Source organism: Herbiconiux sp. 320_LB (assembly GCF_059691755.1).
This window is the reverse complement of sequence record NZ_JCAWAD010000001.1, coordinates 148,984-167,234: the sequence shown is the minus strand read 5'-3', so window position 1 is coordinate 167,234 and position 18,251 is coordinate 148,984. Positions and strand designations below refer to the sequence as shown.

General features: G+C 69.2%; 17 protein-coding genes and 4 tRNA genes. 3 read left to right on the top strand and 18 right to left on the bottom strand.

All coding sequences use genetic code 11. The features are described from left to right. Positions 1-115 precede the first annotated feature (115 nt). Positions 116-679 (top strand): type IV toxin-antitoxin system AbiEi family antitoxin, encoded by a 564-nt coding sequence (locus AC59HU_RS00765; protein WP_497221404.1) that lies wholly within the window; start codon positions 116-118, stop codon positions 677-679. 70 nt (positions 680-749) lie between these two features. Here AC59HU_RS00765 and AC59HU_RS00760 read toward each other — a convergent pair whose 3' ends face one another. The 16 genes from AC59HU_RS00760 to AC59HU_RS00685 all read right to left on the bottom strand — a co-directional run bounded on the left by AC59HU_RS00760 (position 750) and on the right by AC59HU_RS00685 (position 14,663). Then, entirely contained in the window at positions 750-3,005 is a 2,256-nt protein-coding gene (locus AC59HU_RS00760) for a RelA/SpoT family protein (protein WP_497221403.1), read from the bottom strand. 95 nt (positions 3,006-3,100) lie between these two features. Further along, positions 3,101-4,102: a protein translocase subunit SecF gene (gene secF, locus AC59HU_RS00755; RefSeq protein WP_497221402.1), complete on the bottom strand. Its 1,002-nt coding sequence runs from the start codon at positions 4,100-4,102 to the stop codon at positions 3,101-3,103. Next, on the bottom strand, positions 4,102-5,841 hold the full coding sequence (secD, locus tag AC59HU_RS00750; protein ID WP_497221401.1) for a protein translocase subunit SecD: 1,740 nt from the start codon (positions 5,839-5,841) through the stop codon (positions 4,102-4,104). The genes secF and secD overlap by 1 nt, the downstream gene beginning before the upstream one ends. Positions 5,842-5,913: 72 nt before the next feature. Beyond that, positions 5,914-6,297 carry a preprotein translocase subunit YajC gene (gene yajC / locus AC59HU_RS00745; RefSeq protein ID WP_497221400.1) on the bottom strand — a complete coding sequence of 128 codons (384 nt, stop codon included), beginning with the start codon at positions 6,295-6,297 and terminating at the stop codon, positions 5,914-5,916. A gap of 106 nt (positions 6,298-6,403) precedes the next feature. Further along, on the bottom strand, positions 6,404-7,462 hold the full coding sequence (ruvB, locus tag AC59HU_RS00740) for a Holliday junction branch migration DNA helicase RuvB (protein ID WP_497221399.1): 1,059 nt from the start codon (positions 7,460-7,462) through the stop codon (positions 6,404-6,406). Further along, entirely contained in the window at positions 7,459-8,082 is a 624-nt protein-coding gene (ruvA, locus tag AC59HU_RS00735) for a Holliday junction branch migration protein RuvA (RefSeq protein ID WP_497221398.1), read from the bottom strand. The genes ruvB and ruvA overlap by 4 nt, the downstream gene beginning before the upstream one ends. Next, positions 8,082-8,678 (bottom strand): crossover junction endodeoxyribonuclease RuvC, encoded by a 597-nt coding sequence (gene ruvC, locus AC59HU_RS00730; RefSeq protein ID WP_497222061.1) that lies wholly within the window; start codon positions 8,676-8,678, stop codon positions 8,082-8,084. The genes ruvA and ruvC overlap by 1 nt, the downstream gene beginning before the upstream one ends. Next, the gene (locus AC59HU_RS00725; protein ID WP_497221397.1) at positions 8,675-9,433 is read right to left on the bottom strand and encodes a YebC/PmpR family DNA-binding transcriptional regulator; all 759 of its coding nucleotides are present in this window, start codon (positions 9,431-9,433) and stop codon (positions 8,675-8,677) included. Before AC59HU_RS00725 ends, ruvC begins: the two co-directional genes overlap by 4 nt. 46 nt (positions 9,434-9,479) lie before the next feature. Beyond that, positions 9,480-10,109, bottom strand: a complete 630-nt coding sequence (pdxT, locus tag AC59HU_RS00720; RefSeq protein WP_497221396.1) for a pyridoxal 5'-phosphate synthase glutaminase subunit PdxT — start codon at positions 10,107-10,109, stop codon at positions 9,480-9,482. Beyond that, positions 10,099-10,998 carry a pyridoxal 5'-phosphate synthase lyase subunit PdxS gene (pdxS, locus tag AC59HU_RS00715; protein ID WP_497221395.1) on the bottom strand — a complete coding sequence of 300 codons (900 nt, stop codon included), beginning with the start codon at positions 10,996-10,998 and terminating at the stop codon, positions 10,099-10,101. The genes pdxT and pdxS overlap by 11 nt, the downstream gene beginning before the upstream one ends. Before the next feature lie 27 nt (positions 10,999-11,025). Beyond that, a complete protein-coding gene (locus AC59HU_RS00710; RefSeq protein ID WP_497221394.1) occupies positions 11,026-11,625 on the bottom strand; it encodes an HIT family protein in 600 nt (199 codons plus the stop codon). Further along, the gene (gene thrS / locus AC59HU_RS00705) at positions 11,625-13,613 is read right to left on the bottom strand and encodes a threonine--tRNA ligase (RefSeq protein ID WP_497221393.1); all 1,989 of its coding nucleotides are present in this window, start codon (positions 13,611-13,613) and stop codon (positions 11,625-11,627) included. The genes AC59HU_RS00710 and thrS overlap by 1 nt, the downstream gene beginning before the upstream one ends. A gap of 96 nt (positions 13,614-13,709) precedes the next feature. Further along, positions 13,710-14,279: an alpha/beta fold hydrolase gene (locus tag AC59HU_RS00700; RefSeq protein ID WP_497221392.1), complete on the bottom strand. Its 570-nt coding sequence runs from the start codon at positions 14,277-14,279 to the stop codon at positions 13,710-13,712. A gap of 81 nt (positions 14,280-14,360) precedes the next feature. Beyond that, a tRNA-Val gene (locus tag AC59HU_RS00695) sits at positions 14,361-14,432 on the bottom strand. A 26-nt stretch (positions 14,433-14,458) separates the two neighbouring features. Further along, positions 14,459-14,532 (bottom strand) — tRNA-Cys (locus tag AC59HU_RS00690). A 59-nt stretch (positions 14,533-14,591) separates the two neighbouring features. Next, positions 14,592-14,663: transfer RNA gene (locus AC59HU_RS00685), tRNA-Gly, on the bottom strand. Positions 14,664-14,805: 142 nt separating this feature from the next. Here AC59HU_RS00685 and AC59HU_RS00680 point away from each other — a divergent pair. Together AC59HU_RS00680 and AC59HU_RS00675 are read left to right on the top strand one after the other, a co-directional pair. Further along, positions 14,806-14,881: transfer RNA gene (locus tag AC59HU_RS00680), tRNA-Val, on the top strand. Positions 14,882-14,906: 25 nt separating this feature from the next. Next, a complete protein-coding gene (locus AC59HU_RS00675) occupies positions 14,907-15,707 on the top strand; it encodes an EI24 domain-containing protein (RefSeq protein WP_497221391.1) in 801 nt (266 codons plus the stop codon). A gap of 17 nt (positions 15,708-15,724) precedes the next feature. Here the strand turns inward: AC59HU_RS00675 and AC59HU_RS00670 are convergent, their stop codons facing one another. Both AC59HU_RS00670 and zapE read right to left on the bottom strand, forming a co-directional pair. Then, complete coding sequence (locus AC59HU_RS00670) at positions 15,725-16,966, bottom strand: ammonium transporter (protein ID WP_497221390.1); 1,242 nt, start codon at positions 16,964-16,966, stop codon at positions 15,725-15,727. 201 nt (positions 16,967-17,167) lie between these two features. Then, entirely contained in the window at positions 17,168-18,202 is a 1,035-nt protein-coding gene (zapE, locus tag AC59HU_RS00665; RefSeq protein WP_497221389.1) for a cell division protein ZapE, read from the bottom strand. Between the last annotated feature and the right edge of the window lie 49 nt (positions 18,203-18,251).

Here is an 18,251-nt window from a genome sequence, read left to right as displayed (position 1 = left end):
CCGACCACGGGGCCGTACCGGCCTCGGGTTCTGCACCGTCGAAGGCGGGCACCCGGTTCTCCACAGATCCGGGACGCCCGCCTTCGTCGTCTGCGCCGGCTGGCACCATCGAGGCATGAGCCCGTCACTCCCCCTCGTCCTCCATCCCGGCGACCTCCCCGAGGCCGAGCTGCACGCGGTGAGGCTCGACGGTGAGGTGCGGGGTGTGGCGGGTGGGTTCTGCGCCCTCGACGTCCCCTCCGCTCTCGCCGTCCGGGGCGAGGCGATCGCCCCGGCGGTCCCGCGTGGCCTGATCGCCGAGCGGCGCACCGCGGCCTGGCTGCACGGGGTCTCGGGGGTGTTCCCCCGGCCGCTCCAGCTGTGCATCCGGTCGAGCAATCGGGTCAGGGTGCCGGAGTCGCCGGAGCGTGAGGTGCGGCAGGCCGTGCTCACCGACGACGACCTCGAGCGTGCCGGGCCGGTGGTGGTGACGACGCGACTGCGCACGGTGCTCGACCTGCTCCGGTGGGAGCCGCGGCTCGACCCGCCGCTGGCGGTCGCGATCCAGACCCTGCTGCTGTCGGACGGCTGCGGCGAGGTCGAGTGCCGGCGGCGGCTCGACGCGACCCGGCCGCTGCCGTACAAGCGGCGGGCGCTCGCCCGACTCGCGGGCATGCGCGAGCTGGCCGGGCTGATCTAGCCTCCGGCCCGTTCGCCCGCCGTGAGCGCGGACGACCGGACGGGTCCGGATCAGCGGCCCGCAGGCCGGATCAGCCGCCCGAGACCCGGTATACGTCGTAGACGGCGTCGATGCGGCGCACTGCGTTCAGCACCCGGTCGAGGTGGGTGGTGTCGCCCATCTCGAACACGAACCGGCTGATCGCGAGACGATCGCTCGAGGTGCTGACCGACGCGGAGAGGATGTTGACGTGATGCTCGGAGAGCACCCGCGTGACATCCGACAGCAGTCCCGATCGGTCGAGGGCCTCGACCTGGATCTGCACCAGGAAGACGCTCTTGGAGGAGGGCGCCCACTCGACGTCGATCATCCGCTCGGGCTCGTTCAGGAGTGAGGCGACGTTGTGGCAGTCGGCCTGATGCACCGAGACGCCGGACCCTCGGGTGACGAAGCCCACGATGTCGTCGCCCGGAACCGGTGTGCAGCACTTGGCCAGCTTGACCAGGATGTCGGGGGCCCCGCGCACGAGCACGCCCGAGTCGCTGTGGGTGACGCGCGGGCGACCGCCGACGAAGACGTCGAGATCCGAGTCCTCGCTCTCGACCTCGGTCTGCAGCGAGGCGATGACCTTCTCGATCACCGACTGGGTCGAGATGTGCCCCTCGCCGATCGCGGCGTACAGCCCCGAGACGTTGTCGTAGTGCATCTGCGACGCGACCTCGGCGATCGAGTCCTGGCTCATCAGCTTCTGCAGCGGCAGGTTCTGCTTGCGCATCGCGCGGGCGATCGCGTCCCGGCCCTGCTCGATGGCCTCGTCGCGCCGCTCCTTGGTGAACCACTGGCGGATCTTGTTGCGGGCCCGGGGGCTCTGCACAAAGCTCAGCCAGTCCTGCGACGGCCCCGAGTCGGGGTTCTTCGAGGTGAAGACCTCGACCACGTCGCCGGAGCCCAGCGTCGAGTCCAGCGGCACGAGCCGCCCGTTGACCTTGGCGCCCATCGTGCGGTGGCCCACCTCGGTGTGCACGGCATAGGCGAAGTCGACCGGTGTGGCACCGGCGGGCAGGCCGACGACCTTCCCCTTGGGGGTGAAGACGTAGACCTCCTTGGCTCCGATCTCGAAGCGCAGCGAGTCGAGGAACTCCCCCGGGTCGACAGTCTCGGCCTGCCAGTCCGAGATCCGGGCGAGCCAGGCCATGTCCGTGTCCGGTGAGGTGACCGACGAGGCGCTCGCCTTGCCGCCGTTGACCCGCTCCTTGTACTTCCAGTGCGCCGCGACACCGTATTCGGCGCGCTGGTGCATCTCGTTGGTGCGGATCTGGATCTCGACCGGGCGGCCACCCGGGCCGATCACGGTCGTGTGCAGCGACTGGTAGAGGTTGAACTTCGGGGTGGCGATGTAGTCCTTGAACCGGCCGGGGATCGGGTTCCACCGCGCGTGGATGGAGCCGAGCACCGCGTAGCAGTCGCGCACGGTGTTCACCAGCACGCGGATGCCGACGAGATCGTAGATCTCGTCGAACTCGCGGCCGCGCACGATCATCTTCTGGTAGATCGAGTAGTACTGCTTCGGGCGGCCGGCCACCTTGCCGCGGATCTTGCCCGCCTTGAGGTCGTCGCCGACGGCGTCGATGACCTGCTGCACGTACTCCTCGCGCTGCGGGGTGCGCTGACGCACGAGGTTCTCGATCTCGACGTAGAGCTTGGGGTAGAGCACCGCGAACGAGAGGTCTTCCAGCTCCCACTTGATCGACTGGATGCCCAGTCGGTGCGCGAGCGGCGCGTAGATCTCGAGGGTCTCCTTGGCCTTGCGCTGGGCAGACTCGGCGGCCACGAAGCCCCAGGTGCGGGCGTTGTGCAGGCGGTCGCAGAGCTTGATGATCAGCACGCGGATGTCGCGCGACATCGCCACGATCATCTTGCGGACGGTCTCGGCCTGCGCGCTGTCGCCGTACTTGACCTTGTCGAGCTTCGTGACGCCGTCGACCAGCATCGCGACCTCGTCGCCGAAGTCGTGCCGCACCATGTCGAGCGAGTAGTCGGTGTCCTCCACCGTGTCGTGGAGGAGCGCGGCGGCGACGGCCTTCGAACCGAGGCCGAGCTCGGCGAGGATCTGCGCGACCGCGACCGGATGCGTGATGTACGGCTCGCCGCTTCGTCGCTTCTGCCCGTCGTGCGCCTTCTCGGCGGCCGCGTAGGCCCGCTCGAGGATGGTGAGATCGGCCTTCGGGTGATTGGCCCGCACCGTGCGGATGAGCGTGTCGACGGCCCCGGCGGGCTGAGCCCGGGAGAAGAGCCGGGGCACCAGTCGGCGCAGGGTCGCGGTCGACGTCGTGCTGGTTTCCGTCATGTCAGGCCTCCACCTCGATTATCCCCCAGGCGGGAGGCCCTCGCGTACGCGGGCGTTGTGCTGTGGGCGAGCGCTGCCCGCCCACAGCCACCAGGTCAGGCGGAGACGCTGTCCTTCACGGAGCGCTGGCGGTCGGCCTCGACCCGCGCATCCTGCTTGCGGATCTTGTCCTCGCCGTGCCGGAACTGCACGTACAGCGGAGCCGCGACGAAGATCGTCGAGTAGGTGCCCACGATGATTCCGATCAGCAGCGCGAGCGAGATGTCGCGGAGCGTCGAGGCGCCGAGCACGAACGACCCGATCACGAGGATCGAGGCGACCGGCAGCGCTGCGACGACCGAGGTGTTGATCGATCGCACCAGCGTCTGGTTCACCGCCAGGTTCACCGTCTCGGCGAAGGTCTGCGTGCCCCGGTCGCCCAGGTGCGCGGTGTTCTCGCGGATCTTGTCGAACACCACCACGGTGTCGTACAGCGAGTAGCCGAGGATGGTCAGGAAGCCGATCACCGCGGCGGGCGTGATCTCCAGGCCGGTGAGGCCGTAGACCCCGGCCGTGATCACGAGGTCGTGCAGCAGCGCGATCAGCGCGGCGGCCGCCATCTTCCAGGTGCGGAAGTAGATGGCCATGAAGATCGCCACGAGCACGAGGAAGATCACGAGTCCGCGGATCGCCTGCGTGGTGATGTCGGCGCCCCAGGTGGCCCCGATGAAGGAGACCGTGACGTCCTCCGTCGGCACGCCGTACGCGGTCGCCAGCTTCTCCTGCACGGTCGTGCTGGTCGCCTGGTCGAGCTCGTCGGTCTGCACCCGCACCGAGTCGGTGCCGAGCGTGCTGACCCGGGGGTTGGATCCCGGAGCAGCTTCGTCGACGGTGTCGCTCGCGAGGTTCTGGTCGAGCGTGGCGACCTGGGAGACCGTGAACTCCGAGCCGCCCCGGAACTCGATGCCGAATTCGTAGCCGCCGCGCAGCCACGGGCCGATCAGGGCGATCAGCACCAGCACCGCGGAGACCGTATACCAGATGCGGCGGCGGCCGATGATGTCGATCGAGCGCTTGCCCGAGTAGAGGTCGTTTCCGAACTGGGAGAAGCTGGCCATCAGGAGTTCTTCCCCTCATCGGTGCGGGTGGAGCGGGTGTCGGCGCTGCCGGCCTTGCTGCCGGAGGTCGAGCCGGCGAGCTCGGCGGCCTTGCGCTCGGCGATCGTCTGGCGCTTGGCGGCCTCGCGGCTCGACGAGCCCTTCTTGGCGGCCGAGACGCTCGCCGCGGGGGCCCGGAACTGCGCGCGACCCCGGTACACGGCACCCAGCGCCCGCGGGTCGAGCCCGGAGAACTGGTGACCGTCACGGAAGAAGGGCAGCTCGGCGAGCAGCGTCATCAGCGGATGCGTGAACAGGATCACGACCAGGATGTCGACGATCGTCGTGAGGCCGAGCGTGAACGCGAACCCGCGCACGTTGCCGACGGCGAGCACGTAGAGCACGGCGGCGGCGAGGAAGTTCACCGCGTCCGACGCGGTGATGGTGCGGATCGCCCGCTTCCATCCCGACTGCACGGAGGAGGTCAGAGCCTTCCCCTCGCGCAACTCGTCGCGTATTCGTTCGAAGTAGACGATGAACGAGTCGGCGGTGATACCGATCGCCACGATCAGACCGGCCACACCCGCGAGGGAGAGGCGGAAGTCGATCCGCCACGACATCAGGGTGACCAGCAGGTAGGTCATCGCGGCCGCGATCACCAGCGACGCGATCGTGACGGCGCCGAGCAGGCGGTACTGGATCAGCGAGTAGATGATGACCAGGATCAGGCCGATCGCGCCGGCGATGAGACCCGACATCAGCTGGGTCGAGCCGAGCGTCGCCGAGATCTTCTCGGACGACTGCGTCGTGAAGCCGATCGGCAGGGCGCCGAACTTCAGCTGGTCGGCGAGGGTCTGGGCCGAGTCCTGCGTGAACGAGCCGGAGATCTGCGCGCGGCCGTCGGTGAACGAGCCACCCGTGGTCGGAGCCGTGATCACCTTGCCGTCGAGCACGATCGCGAACTGGTTCTGCACCCCGGTGAGGCCGAACAGGCGGGTGGTGACGTCGGCGAACTTCTGGGTGCCGGCGTCGTTGAACGAGATGTCGACGACCCACTGGCCGGTCGACGCACCCTGCTGGGTGGTGGCCATGCCGGCCGAGGCGTCGGCGATGTCGGCGCCCTCGATCTCGACCGGGCCGAGGAGGTACTTGATGCCGTTCGCGTCACAGGTGACCAGCGGCTGGTCCGCCGGAGCCTGACCCGCGTCGTCGGCCTCGGTCGACGCGCAGTCGAAGTTGTCGAACTCCGCCTGCAGCGCCGGGGTGACGTAGGCCAGGTCGCTGCCGTTGGTGGGCACCGCGGTCGGCGTGGTCGACAGGCTCGGGTCCGGCGTCGCGCCCGGCGTGGAGGTCGCCGACGTGGAGGCGACATCGGCCAGCAGCACCGCGCGGAAGTCGAGCTTCGCGGAGGACTCGATGCGGTTCAGCGTCGCGTCGTCCGGCGCACCGGGGATCGACACGACGACGTTCTTCGCGCCCTGCGTGGTGACCTCGGCCTCGGAGACACCGCTGGCGTCGACGCGCTGGCGGATGATCGAGACGGCCTGGTCCAGCTGCTCCTGCGAGACGTCCTGCCCCGACTCGAGCTTCGGGGTCAGGATGATCTGGGTTCCGCCCTCGAGGTCGAGGGCGAGCTTCGGGGTCCAGGTGGCGGTGCTCCAGAGCACCCCTCCTGCGATCGTCCCGATCAGGACCGCGAAGATCACGGCGAGCCAGATGAGCGTTTTCCACGCCTTCTTGACCGCAGTCGTTTGTGCCACCTAAGTACTCAGCTTTCTGTGCCGCCCGGGCGCCATCGCGGCGGGCGTGGATCTGACGAGGAGGGACGAGGGTTAGTCGTCGGCCTTCTTCTCGGACTTCTCGGTGGTGATCTGGGTCGTGGAGTCGCCGGCCTCGAGAGAGGGCTCGTCGATGCGCTGGCCGTACTCCGGCTCGCCGTCGGCCGAGTGGTCGATCGACTCGTCCTCGGAGAGCGGCGACGGGGTCACGACGCGGGTGACGGTCTGGCGGTGCACCTTGAGCACGGTGCCGGGGGTGGTCTCGAGGTGCACGATGTTCTCTTCGTCGTCCATGTCGAGGATGGTGCCGTAGACACCGAAGTTGGTCATGACCTCGGCCCCGACCGCCACCTTGCTCTGGAGCTCCTGAGCCTGGCGCTGACGCTTCCGGCTGTTTCGGAACATGAAGAACACCAGCACGGCCAGAACGACCAGCATGATGATTGTTAACGGATCCAAAGCCATGAAAAAAGGCGCCTTCCAAAAGGGTGGGGGGTGTGTGGCCAGGGTCATCCTATAGACGACGTCTGAAGACCAGCTTGAATTATAGGTCATCCCCGAATAGCGCGTCCGCATTCCGGGACAACCCGAAGTGCGCCCAGCCCGCTTTCGTCGCGATCCGACCCCGCGGGGTGCGCGACAGCAGCCCGATCCTGACCAGGAACGGCTCCACGACGGCCTCGATCGTCTCGGCCTCCTCGCCCACCGAGACGGCGAGCGTGTTAAGGCCGACCGGGCCGCCGTCGAAGCGCTCGAGGATCGTCGTCATCACCGCGCGGTCGAGCCGATCCAGCCCCAGTTCGTCGACGTCGTAGAGCTCGAGGGCGGCCCGGACCGCGTGGAGCGTCGCTCCCCCGCCGGTCACCAGCGCATAGTCGCGCACGCGCCGGAGCAACCGGTTCGCGATCCGCGGCGTGCCCCGGGAGCGCGAGGCGATCTCCCGCAGGGCCTCCTCCTGGATCTCGACCGACAGGAGCGCCGCGGCCCGGTGCAGCACACGGACCAGCTCCTCGGTCTCGTAGAACTCCAGGTGGGCCGTGAAGCCGAAGCGGTCGCGGAGCGGGTTCGGCAGCAGGCCGGCGCGGGTGGTCGCGCCCACGAGGGTGAAGGGGGCCAGGTCGAGCGGGATCGAGGTCGCGCCGGCGCCCTTGCCGACCATGATGTCGATCCGGAAATCCTCCATCGCGAGGTAGAGCATCTCCTCCGCCGAGCGCGCCATCCGGTGGATCTCGTCGATGAAGAGCACCTCGCCCGGCACCAGCGAGGAGAGCACCGCGGCCAGGTCTCCCCCGTGCTGGATCGCCGGTCCGCTGGTGAGCCGGAGCGGTTGCCCGCTCTCGTGCGCCACGATCATCGCGAGGGTGGTCTTGCCGAGCCCGGGCGGGCCGGCGAGCAGGATGTGGTCGGGGGTGCGTTGCTGCATCGCCGCGGCATCCAGCAGCAGCTGCAACTGACCGCGCACCTTCCGCTGGCCCACGAACTCGGCCAGGGACTTCGGGCGCAGCGCCCCCTCGATCGCGATCTCGGCCTCGGACTCGACCTCGGGGTTCACCACGTCGTCGCCGCCGCCGAAGTACGGCCCGTCGTCGGCGAGGGCGCTCATCGGCCGGCCCCGGTGTTCTGTGCGGGCCCGAGCAGGGCGAGCGCGAGCCGCAGCAGCGACTGCACGTTGCCGGCCTCGTCGGCCGACGCGGTCTCGAGGGCCTCGTCGAGGGCCGCGGCGGCGCTGCGCTCCGGGTAGCCGAGGCCGACCAGGGCGCGCTCCACGTTCATCCGCACCTGGCGCGAGGGCTCGGGGGCGGATGCGGGCGTGTCGACGGGGCGGGCCGCGATCTTGCCGGCCAGCGAGAGCACGATCAGCTTCGCCGTCTTCGGACCGATGCCGCTGACCTTCCGGAAGGCCGAGTCGTCCTCCCGGGCCACCGCGACGGCGACCTGGGTAGGGCTGAGCTCGGAGAGCACCCCGAGGGCGGACTTGGGGCCGACGCCGGTGACGCCGACCAGCAGCGTGAAGATCTCCAGTGCATCCTGATCGGGGAAGCCGAACAGCGTGAGCGAGTCCTCCCGCACGATCAGCGAGGTGAGCAGGGTGACCTCGGAGCCGATCCGGAGCGCCAGGCCGTGCCCGGCCGTGACGTTCACCGCGTAGCCGACGCCGTTGACGTCGATCACGGCCGTTCCTCCTGCGATCGAGAGGACCGTGCCGCGTAACGCTGAGATCATCAGGCCAGCCTACGGGCGGCGACCCGCTTGGCCGTCCCTTGCTCGGCGGCGCGCCACGCACGTTGAGCAGGGGTCTCGGTGCCGGCCCCGCCGGACGCGGAGGCCGAGCCCGACCCGAGCGGGATGCGCCAGGCATGGCAGATGGCCAGCGCGAGGGCGTCGGCCGCGTCGGCCGGCTTCGGGATCTCGTCCAGGCGCAGCACCTTGGCGACCATGGTGCCCACCTGCCGCTTGTCGGCCTGGCCGTACCCGGTGATCGCGGCCTTCACCTCGGTGGGCGTGTGCAGCCCGACCGGCAGGGAGCGGCGGGCGGCCGCGAGCAGCGCGATGCCGGAGACCTGCGCCGTGCCCATCACGGTGCGCACGTTGTGCTGCGCGAACACGCGCTCGACGGCCACGCTGTCCGGCCGGTGCTCGTCGATCAGCCGCTCGATGCCGGCCGAGACGATCATCAGACGCTGCTCCAGCGCCAGGTCGGGACTGGTGGTGATCACCGAGACGTGCACCAGCACGGGGGTGCGGGTCGCCGAGACGTCGACGATCCCGACCCCGCAGCGGGTGAGCCCTGGGTCGATCCCGAGCACGCGCACGCTCAGTCGTCTTCGAGCTCGGCCTGGACCTCGGGCGTGATGTCGATGTTCGTGTAGACGTTCTGCACGTCGTCGGAGTCTTCGAGCGCGTCGATCAGGCGGAAGACCTTGCGCGCGGTCTCGGCGTCGGCCTCGACCTGGAGGCTGGCGACGAACTCCACGTCGGCGGAGTCGTAGTCGATCCCGGCCTCCTGGAGGGCGGTGCGGGCCGCGACCATCTGCGACGGCTCGGTCTGCACCTCGAAGGCCTCGGCCCGGTCGATGACCTCCTCGGCCCCGGCGTCGAGCACGGCGACGAGGATGTCGTCCTCGCTCACGCCGTCGGAGTGGCCGACGGTGATGACGCCCTTGCGGCTGAAGTTGTAGGCGACGCTGCCCGGGTCGGCCATGGTGCCGCCGTTGCGGGTCATCGCGGTGCGCACATCCGCCGCGGCCCGGTTCTTGTTGTCGGTGAGGCACTCGATCAGGAGGGCGACGCCGTTCGGGCCGTAGCCCTCGTACATGATCGTCTGGTAGTCGATCGACTCACCGGTGAGCCCGGCGCCGCGCTTGATCGCGCGGTCGATGTTGTCGTTCGGGACCGAGGTCTTCTTCGCCTTCTGCACGGCGTCGACGAGGGTGGGGTTTCCCGACAGGTCGGCGCCGCCGATCTTCGCGGCGACCTCGATGTTCTTGATCAGCTTGGCGAACGACTTGGCACGCCGCGAATCGATGATCGCCTTCTTGTGCTTGGTGGTCGCCCATTTAGAGTGTCCGGACACGAAAATCTCCTTCAGGAATCGTGGTCAAGTGTACGCGACGGCCTCGTCAGAGGCTCGAGGAGCGCGCCGCGACCTTGTCGAGGAAGTACTGGTGGAACCGGTGGTCGCCGGTCATCTCCGGGTGGAACGACGTGCCGATCAGGTTGCCCTGCTCGACCGCGACGACCGTCCCGTCGGCCAGCGAGGCCAGGGCGGTGGCTCCGGGCCCGAGCTCGGCCACGACGGGGGCCCGGATGAAGACCGCGTGCATCGGCGGCTCGCCGAGCGCCGGCACGTCGAGGTCGGCCTCGAAGGAGTCGGTCTGCGAGCCGAAGGCGTTGCGGCGCACGGCCACGTTGAGGCCGCCGAGGCTCTGCTGGCCCCGGATGCCGTCGAGGATGCGGTCGGCGATCATGATCAGCCCGGCGCAGGTGCCGTAGACGGGCATCCCGTCGGCGATCCGCTGCTGCAGGGCCTCGGCCACGCCGAACGCCCGCGACAGTTTGTCCATCACGCTGGATTCGCCGCCCGGGATGACGAGGCCGGAGACCGACCATGCCTCCTCCGGCCGGCGTACCGTCACGACGTCGGCGCCGAGCCCGCGGAGCACCGACACGTGCTCGCGAAAGTCGCCCTGGAGGGCGAGGACCCCGACGGGCCCGTTCGCGGCGGCTGGGCCCTGACCGCTACCAGCCACGCTCGGCGAGGCGGTGCGGCGCGGGCAGGTCGGCCACGTTGATGCCGACCATGGCCTCACCCAGTCCGCGCGAGACCTCGGCGATCACGGCGGGGTCGTCGTAGAACGTGGTCGCCTTGACCACGGCCGCGGCACGCTGCTCGGGGTTGCCCGACTTGAAGATGCCGGAGCCGACGAACACGCCGTCGGCGCCGAGCTGCATCATCATCGCGGCGTCGGCCGGGGTGGCGACGCCACCGGCGGTGAACAGCACGACGGGCAGCTTGCCGGTCTCGGCGACCTCGACCACGAGCTCGTAGGGGGCCTGCAGCTCCTTGGCGGCGACGTACAGCTCGTCTTTCGACAGCGAGGTCAGGCGGGCGATCTCGCCCTTGATGGTGCGGATGTGCTTGGTCGCCTCTGAGACGTCGCCGGTGCCGGCCTCGCCCTTCGAGCGGATCATCGCCGCACCCTCGTTGATGCGGCGGAGCGCCTCACCGAGGTTGGTCGCGCCGCAGACGAAGGGGACGGTGAAGTCCCACTTGTCGATGTGGTTGACGTAGTCGGCCGGGCTCAGCACCTCGGACTCGTCGATGTAGTCGACGTTCAGGGCCTGCAGCACCTGAGCCTCGACGAAGTGGCCGATCCGGGCCTTGGCCATCACGGGGATGGAGACCTCGGCGATGATCGCCTCGATCAGGTCGGGGTCGCTCATCCGGGCCACGCCGCCCTGCGAACGGATGTCGGCGGGGACGCGCTCGAGCGCCATCACGGCGACCGCACCGGCGTCTTCGGCGATGCGGGCCTGCTCGGCCGTCACGACGTCCATGATGACGCCGCCCTTCAGCATCTCCGCCAGCCCGCGCTTGACGCGGCTGGACCCGAACTCGTGTGTGCTGCTGTCGCTCATCTTGTCCTCTCAGAAACCAAAACGATTCTATCGCGCCGGGCCGGAGGGCCACGCCGCCTGGATCTCGGCCCGCACCTCGCCGAGCAGCTGCGGGAGCGCCTTCGTCTTGGCGATGATCGGGAAGAAGTTGGAGTCCAGTGCCCACCGCGGCACGATGTGCTGATGCAGGTGCCCGGCGACGCCGGCCCCCGCGATGCGGCCCTGGTTCATCCCGATGTTGAAGCCCTCGCAGCGCGCCACCTCGGTCAGCACGCGCATGGCGGTCTGGGTGAGGCTGCCGATCTCGGCGACCTCCTCGGGGGTGGCGAGGTCGTAGGTCGCGACGTGCCGGTAGGGGCAGACGAGCAGGTGCCCGGAGTTGTACGGGAAGAGATTGAGCAACGCGTAGGCGTGCTCGCCGCGGGCGACGATCAGCCCCTCCTCGTCGCTCAGTTTCGGGGCGCGGCAGAACGGGCAGTCGTCCAGGTGCGGCTGCTCGCCGTTCTGGATGTAGACCATCCGGTGCGGCGTCCAGAGCCGCTGGAACGCATCCGGCACCGCGGCGAACTCCGCGGCGTCCTCCACCGGGAGGCCGTCGAACTCGTGCGGGCTGTACGGCCCGCGCTCCGGCGTTCCGGGCCAGTCCATCAGAGCTGGCCCGCCGTGGTGACCTGCAGGTGCTTCTGCACGCTGTCCACGATCCGCTCGACGGCCTCGTCGACCGCGACGCCGTTCTCCTGCGTGCCGTCGCGGAAGCGGAAGCTCACCGAGCCGGCCGCCACGTCCTCGCCGCCGGCGATCAGGATCACGGGCACCTTGTCCTTGGTGTGGGTGCGGATCTTCTTCTGCATCCGGTCGGCCGAGTCGTCGAGCTGGGCGCGGATGCCGCGCTTCTTCAGCCGCCGGACCACCTCGGCGAGGTAGTCGGCGTGGTCGTCCGAGATCGGGATGCCGACGACCTGGACGGGAGCGAGCCAGACCGGGAAGGCGCCCGCGTAGTGCTCGAGCAGGATGGCGAAGAAGCGCTCGATCGAGCCGAGGAGCGCCCGGTGGATCATCACCGGCTGCTGACGCGAGCCGTCCGGAGCCGTGTACTCGAGCTCGAACAGCTCGGGCTGGTTGAAGTCGAGCTGCACGGTCGAGAGCTGCCAGGTGCGGCCGATCGCGTCGCGCGCCTGCACCGAGATCTTCGGGCCGTAGAAGGCCGCTCCCCCGGGATCGGGCACGAGTTCGAGGCCCGAGTCGACGGCCACCTGCCGGAGCGTCTCGGTGGCGCTCTCCCAGAGCTCGTCGTCGCCGACGGACTTCTCCGGATCCTTCGTCGACAGCTCGAGGTAGAAGTCGTCGAGCCCGTAGCCGCGGAGGGTCTCGAGCACGAAGTCGAGCTGGCGGGCCAGCTCGTCCTTCACCTGGTCGGGGGTGACGTAGATGTGCGCGTCGTCCTGCGTGAGGCCGCGCACCCGGGTGAGGCCCGAGAGCGTGCCGCTCTTCTCGTAGCGGTAGACCGTGCCGAACTCGGCGAGCCGCAGCGGGAGCTCGCGGTAGCTGCGGCCTCGGGCCCGGAAGATCAGGTTGTGCATCGGGCAGTTCATGGGCTTGAGGTAGTAGTCCTGGCCCTGCCGGGTGGTGTTGCCCTCGGCGTCGGTCTCCTCGTCGAGGTGCATCGGCGGGAACATGCCGTCCTTGTACCAGGTGAGGTGCTGGCTGGTCTCGAACAGGTGCTTCTTGGTGATGTGCGGGGTGTTCACCAGCTCGTAGTCGTGCGCGATGAGCTGGGCGCGCAGGTAGTTCTCGATCTCGGCCCGGATGATGCCGCCGCGCGGGTGGAAGACCGCGAGGCCCGATCCGATCTCGTCGGGGAAGGAGAACAGGTCGAGCTCGTTGCCGAGCTTGCGGTGGTCGCGCTTGGCCGCCTCCTCGAGGCGGGTCTGGTAGGCGCGCAGCTCGTCCTTCGTGGGCCAGGCGGTGCCGTAGACGCGCTGGAGCTGCTTGTTCTTCTCCGAGCCGCGCCAGTACGCGGCCGCGAGGCGGGTGAGTGCGAAACCGTTGCCGATCAGGCGCGTGCTCGGCAGGTGCGGGCCGCGGCAGAGGTCTTTCCAGACCGTCTCGCCGGTCTTCGGGTCGACGTTGTCGTAGATCGTGAGCTCGGCGCCGCCGACCTCGACCGACTCGTCGGCCGCGTTCTCGGCGCCCTCGACGGAGTCGTCGGCGCCGGAGCCCTTGAGGCCGATGAGCTCGAGCTTGTAGGGCTCGTCGGCGAGTTCGGCGCGGGCCTCCTCCTCGGTCACGACCCGGCGCACGAAGCGCTGGCCCTGGCGGACGATGCGCTCCATCCCCTTCTCGATCGCCTTCAGGTCTTCGGGGGTGAAGGGCTCGGCCACGTCGAAGTCGTAGTAGAAGCCGTCGGTGACGGGCGGACCGATGCCGAGCTTCGCCTCGGGGTTGATCGCCTGGACGGCCTGGGCGGCCACGTGGGCGGCCGAGTGCCGGAGGATCGCGAGTCCGTCGGGGCTGTCGATGGTCACGGGCTCGACGGTGTCGGCGTCGGTGACGGTCGCCGCGAGATCCTTCAGCTCACCGTTGACCCGCATGGCCACGATCGACCGGTCGGTGAAGAGTTCGAATCCTGTTGCCACGTGTGGGGGCTCCTGCCTGCGTCGAAGAGAACCCCACAATCCTACCGAGGCGCGGGAGTCCGCCGACGCGGCTCGCTCCCGGCAGGCCGACGCGGGTCAGTCCCAGTCGAGGTAGTCCTCGATGGCCCAGGAGGTCTCGCCGACCTGGGTCGCCGGGAAGTCGTGGCCGCCGCCCTCGATCGCCACGACGGAGACCAGGCCGGGGGCGGCGTCACGGAGCGCCTCGCCGTTCGCCGGCGGGGTCACCTCGTCGGCCGTGCCCTGGATGACGAGCACCGGGAGCCCCTCGGCCAGTGCCGGGAGGTCGGACCCGGCCTCGACGCCGAACAGGATCACGCCGTTGACGCGGTCGTGGTGCTCGATCGCCACGATCCGCGCGACCGTGCCGCCGAAGCCGTGGCCGCCGATCCAGGCGTTCTCGACGCCCAGGGAGTCGAGGAGGTCGACCACGTCCTGCGCCAGCTCGGAGACGGTGGCGGACCCGCCGTCCGCGCGGCCCTGCATCCGGATGACCCGGAAGTCCTCGGCCGACACCGAGTGCGCCAGGGCGCCCAGGTAGCCGATCTCGGCACCCTTCTCGGGCAGCAGCACCAGGGCGGGGCCGGAGCCCTCCTCGGCGTGGACGATGGCGCGCCGGTCGGCGTCGAAGACGGAGGTGTCGGTCATGGTGGATCCTTTCGAGGCACGGGTCGGCGGAAGGCTCTTAACGACAGAAGGCCAGGATCATGATCCTGGCCTGTCTTTCTGTGGGCGATACTGGGATCGAACCAGTGACCTCTTCCGTGTCAGGGAAGCGCGCTACCGCTGCGCCAATCGCCCAATGGAGTGAACTCCGGGATTGCGAGTGGAGGTGGCGACGGGATTTGAACCCGTGTGGACGGCTTTGCAGGCCGCTGCCTCGCCTCTCGGCCACGCCACCGTGTGGGGGTTCCCCCAGAGCACAACCCGAAGAGCGTACTCTTCGAGTGACTTCACTCGAGCGGATGACGAGATTCGAACTCGCGACCCTCACCTTGGCAAGGTGATGCGCTACCACTGCGCCACATCCGCATTTCCGATCGCATTCCTGCGAACGGATTAGACACTAGCCGACTTCTCGCGAGGTTGCCAAATCGTCGCATCCCGTGCGTGTCGGCATCACCGGGTGTTCACGAGCACCCCCCAGGATGCAGTAGCATCGATAACTGCCCCCGGGCGATTGGCGCAGTTGGTAGCGCGCTTCCTTCACACGGAAGAGGTCATCGGTTCGAGTCCGGTATCGCCCACCAGAACAACTCCTCATAAGCTCGGCGGATGATCCGCGACTTCCTCTCCGGCGTGGCCCTCCTCGGCCGCGGACTCGGCTTCTGGCTCACCCGGCCCGCCCTCATGCTCCTCGGCGCCGTCCCGGCGCTGATCGTCGCGCTGGTCTACGGCACCGGCCTCGTGGTGCTCGCCGTGAACTCCCCCGCCCTCGCCGAGTGGCTCACCCCGTTCGCCGACGGGTGGGACGAACCGTGGCGCAGCACCGTACGGGTCTCGGCCGCGCTCGCGCTCGTGGCCGCCGGCATCCTGCTCGTGGTGTTCACCTTCACGGCGATCACCCTCGCGGTCGGCGACCCGTTCTACGAGAAGATCTGGCGGGCGACCGAGGAGGGGCTGGGTGACGCTCCTCCCGAGCCGCAGGGCGGCTTCTGGCGGCTGCTCTGGCGCGGTGTGGGCACGGGCCTGCGCATCCTGGGTCTGACGGCGCTGATCGGCGTGGGACTGTTCGTGGTGGGGCTCGTTCCGCTCGTCGGCCCGGTGCTCTCCCCCGTGCTGGCCGTGTTCTTCGGCGGCTGGGTGCTCGCGCTCGAACTCACCGGGTTCGCCTTCGACGCCCGGGGCGCCACGCTGCGCGAGCGGCGACGGATGCTCGGGGCCCGGCGGCCGCGCACGCTGGGTTTCGGTGCCGCCGTGTACCTCCTCTTCCTCATTCCGCTCGGTGCGGTGGTCGCGATGCCCGCCGCGGTCGTCGGAGCGACCCACCTCGCGCGCGCCGCACACGCAGAGGCCGCACACGCAGGAGCCGCACACGCAGAAGCGGGGCGCCTCCCGAAGGAGACGCCCCGCTGATCCGTGGAGAGGGAGACCTAGACGGTCTCGAGCACGTAGCCCTCTTCGCCGTGCACCGTGGTGTCGACGCCCGCCACCTCGTCCTCGTTCTTGATGCGGAAGCCCATCGTCTTCTGGATGATCCAGCCGATGATGAAGGCCATCACGAAGGAGTAGATCGCGATCGCCGCGGCCGCAGCGAACTGCTTCCAGAGCTGCTCGGGGGTGCCACCGCCGGTGAACCAGCCGATGCCGGCGCCGAAGAAGCCGATGTAGAGCGTTCCGATGAAGCCGCCGACGAGGTGGATGCCCACGACGTCGAGCGAGTCGTCGAAGCCGAGCTTGAACTTCAGCTCCACCGCCAGGGCGCAGACGGCACCGGCGATGACGCCGAGGAGGATCGCCCAGCCCGGGGTCAGGATGTTACAGGCCGGGGTGATGGCGACGAGGCCCGCGACGGCACCGGACGCGGCGCCGATCGAGGTGGGCTTGCCGTCCTTGATCTTCTCGATGACCAGCCAGCCGAGGATACCGGCGGCGGGAGCGGCGAGGGTGTTGATCCAGGCGATCGCGGCGACACCGTCGACCGCGGCCTCGGAACCGGCGTTGAAGCCGAACCAGCCGAACCAGAGCAGGGCGGCACCGAGCAGCGTCAGCGGCACGTTGTGCGGCTTCTGGATGCCCTTCTGGAAGCCGACGCGCTTGCCGAGCACCAGGGCGAGCGCCAGGGCGGCGGCACCGGCGTTGATGTGCACCGCGGTTCCGCCGGCGAAGTCGTTGACGCCCCAGACCGGAGCCCAGCCCTCGGCCAGGTTGAAGACCATGAAGGCGACCGGGAAGTAGACCACGGTGACCCAGACGCCGGCGAAGACCATCCACGCGCCGAACTTGGCGCGGTCGGCGATCGCACCCGAGATCAGGGCGACGGTGATGATCGCGAAGGTCGCCTGGAAGCCCGCGAAGGCGAGGCCGGCGAGGTCGGGGTTCATCGCGCCGGTGTCGTCGATGCCGAGGAGCCCTCCGAGCCCGATCGCGCCCTGGAACGGGTCACCGAGCAGGCCGGGGATCGCCGGAGGTCCGAACGCGAGTCCGTAGCCGTAGATCACCCAGAGGACGCCGACGAGGCCCATCGCTCCGAAGCTCATCATCATCATGCTGATGACCGACTTCGCCTTGACCATGCCGCCGTAGAAGAACGCGACGCCAGGGGTCATCAGGAGCACGAGCGCGGCTGCAACGAGCAACCACAACGCGTTCAGGTTGCCGGTTACTTCTTCCATATGAATGGTTACCTCTCTATAACGTGCTGGCGGGTACTTCCGGAACTGCTGTGATACCGAGGGCTAGCACGGGGCCGACGGCGCAATTGCAGGCAAGGGAAGTCTGCCCAAGAGAGATTTCGCGAGGAGGCGTCCTATGTGTACGCCGTGTTACGTGGCCCGGGCTTGTGTAAACATCGTGTTTCGCCGGGCCGGGAAGTGTCAGAGCGTCGCGGAGGCGATCAACCGCGACGCGGCACGCAGGTACTTCTTGCGGTAGCCGCCGTTCAGCATGTCCCCGGCGAAGACCTCGTCGAGCGGGGTGCCGGAGGCGAGGATGCGGATCTGGGCGTCGTAGACGCGGTCGACGAAGGCCACCAGCCGCAGCGCATCCGTCTGATCGGTGAACGGGGTGACGTCGCTGAGCGCGATCACGTCGACCCCCTCGATCATCTTGATGTAGCGGGAGGGATGGATCGTGCCGAGGTGGGCGACAAGGTCGCGGAAGCCGTCGAGGGTGACGGTCTCCCCCGCCGCCGCGTGACGGTCGATCGCCTCGGCGAGCTCGGTGTCGCTGCCGAACGCGGCGGCGTGGCCCTCGATGTCGCGGCGGCGGTAGTCCTGCCCGTCGATGCGGAGGATCTCGAAGCGGTCGGCGATCGCCTGGATCTCGCGGAGGAAGTCGGCAGCCGCGAACCGGCCCTCGCCGAGGGCGTTGGGCGGGGTGTTCGAGGTGGCGGCCAGGCGTGTGCCCGAGGCGGTGAGCTCGCCGAGCAGCCGGGTCATCAGCATCGTGTCGCCCGGGTCGTCGAGCTCGAACTCGTCGATCGCGATGAACGCGGAGCCGCTGAACAGCTTGACGGCATTGGCGTAGCCGAGGGCGCCGACCAGGGCGGTGTACTCGATGAAGGTGCCGAAGTACTTGCGGCCCGGTGCCGCGTGCCAGAGGGCGGCGAGGAGGTGGGTCTTGCCCACGCCGAAGCCGCCGTCGAGGTAGATGCCGGGCTTGGCGGCCGGGGTCTTCTTCGAGCGGCCGAAGAACCCGGAGCTCTTCGCGGGCTTCCAGCCGCCGGCGAAGGCCTGGATGCGCTCGAGCGCCTCGGCCTGCGACGGAGCCTCCGGGTCGGGGCGGTAGCTCTCGAACGACGCCGTGTCGAACTGGCGCGGCGGCACCAGGGTGGCGGCGAGCTCCTCCACGGACATCGAGGGGCTGCGCTCGGTGAGGCGCGGGGCGACGGCCTGCCGCTCATCTGTCATCTGGTGAAGTCCTGTGTGTCGTAATCTGACCCGCGGTGGCCCGCGGCGA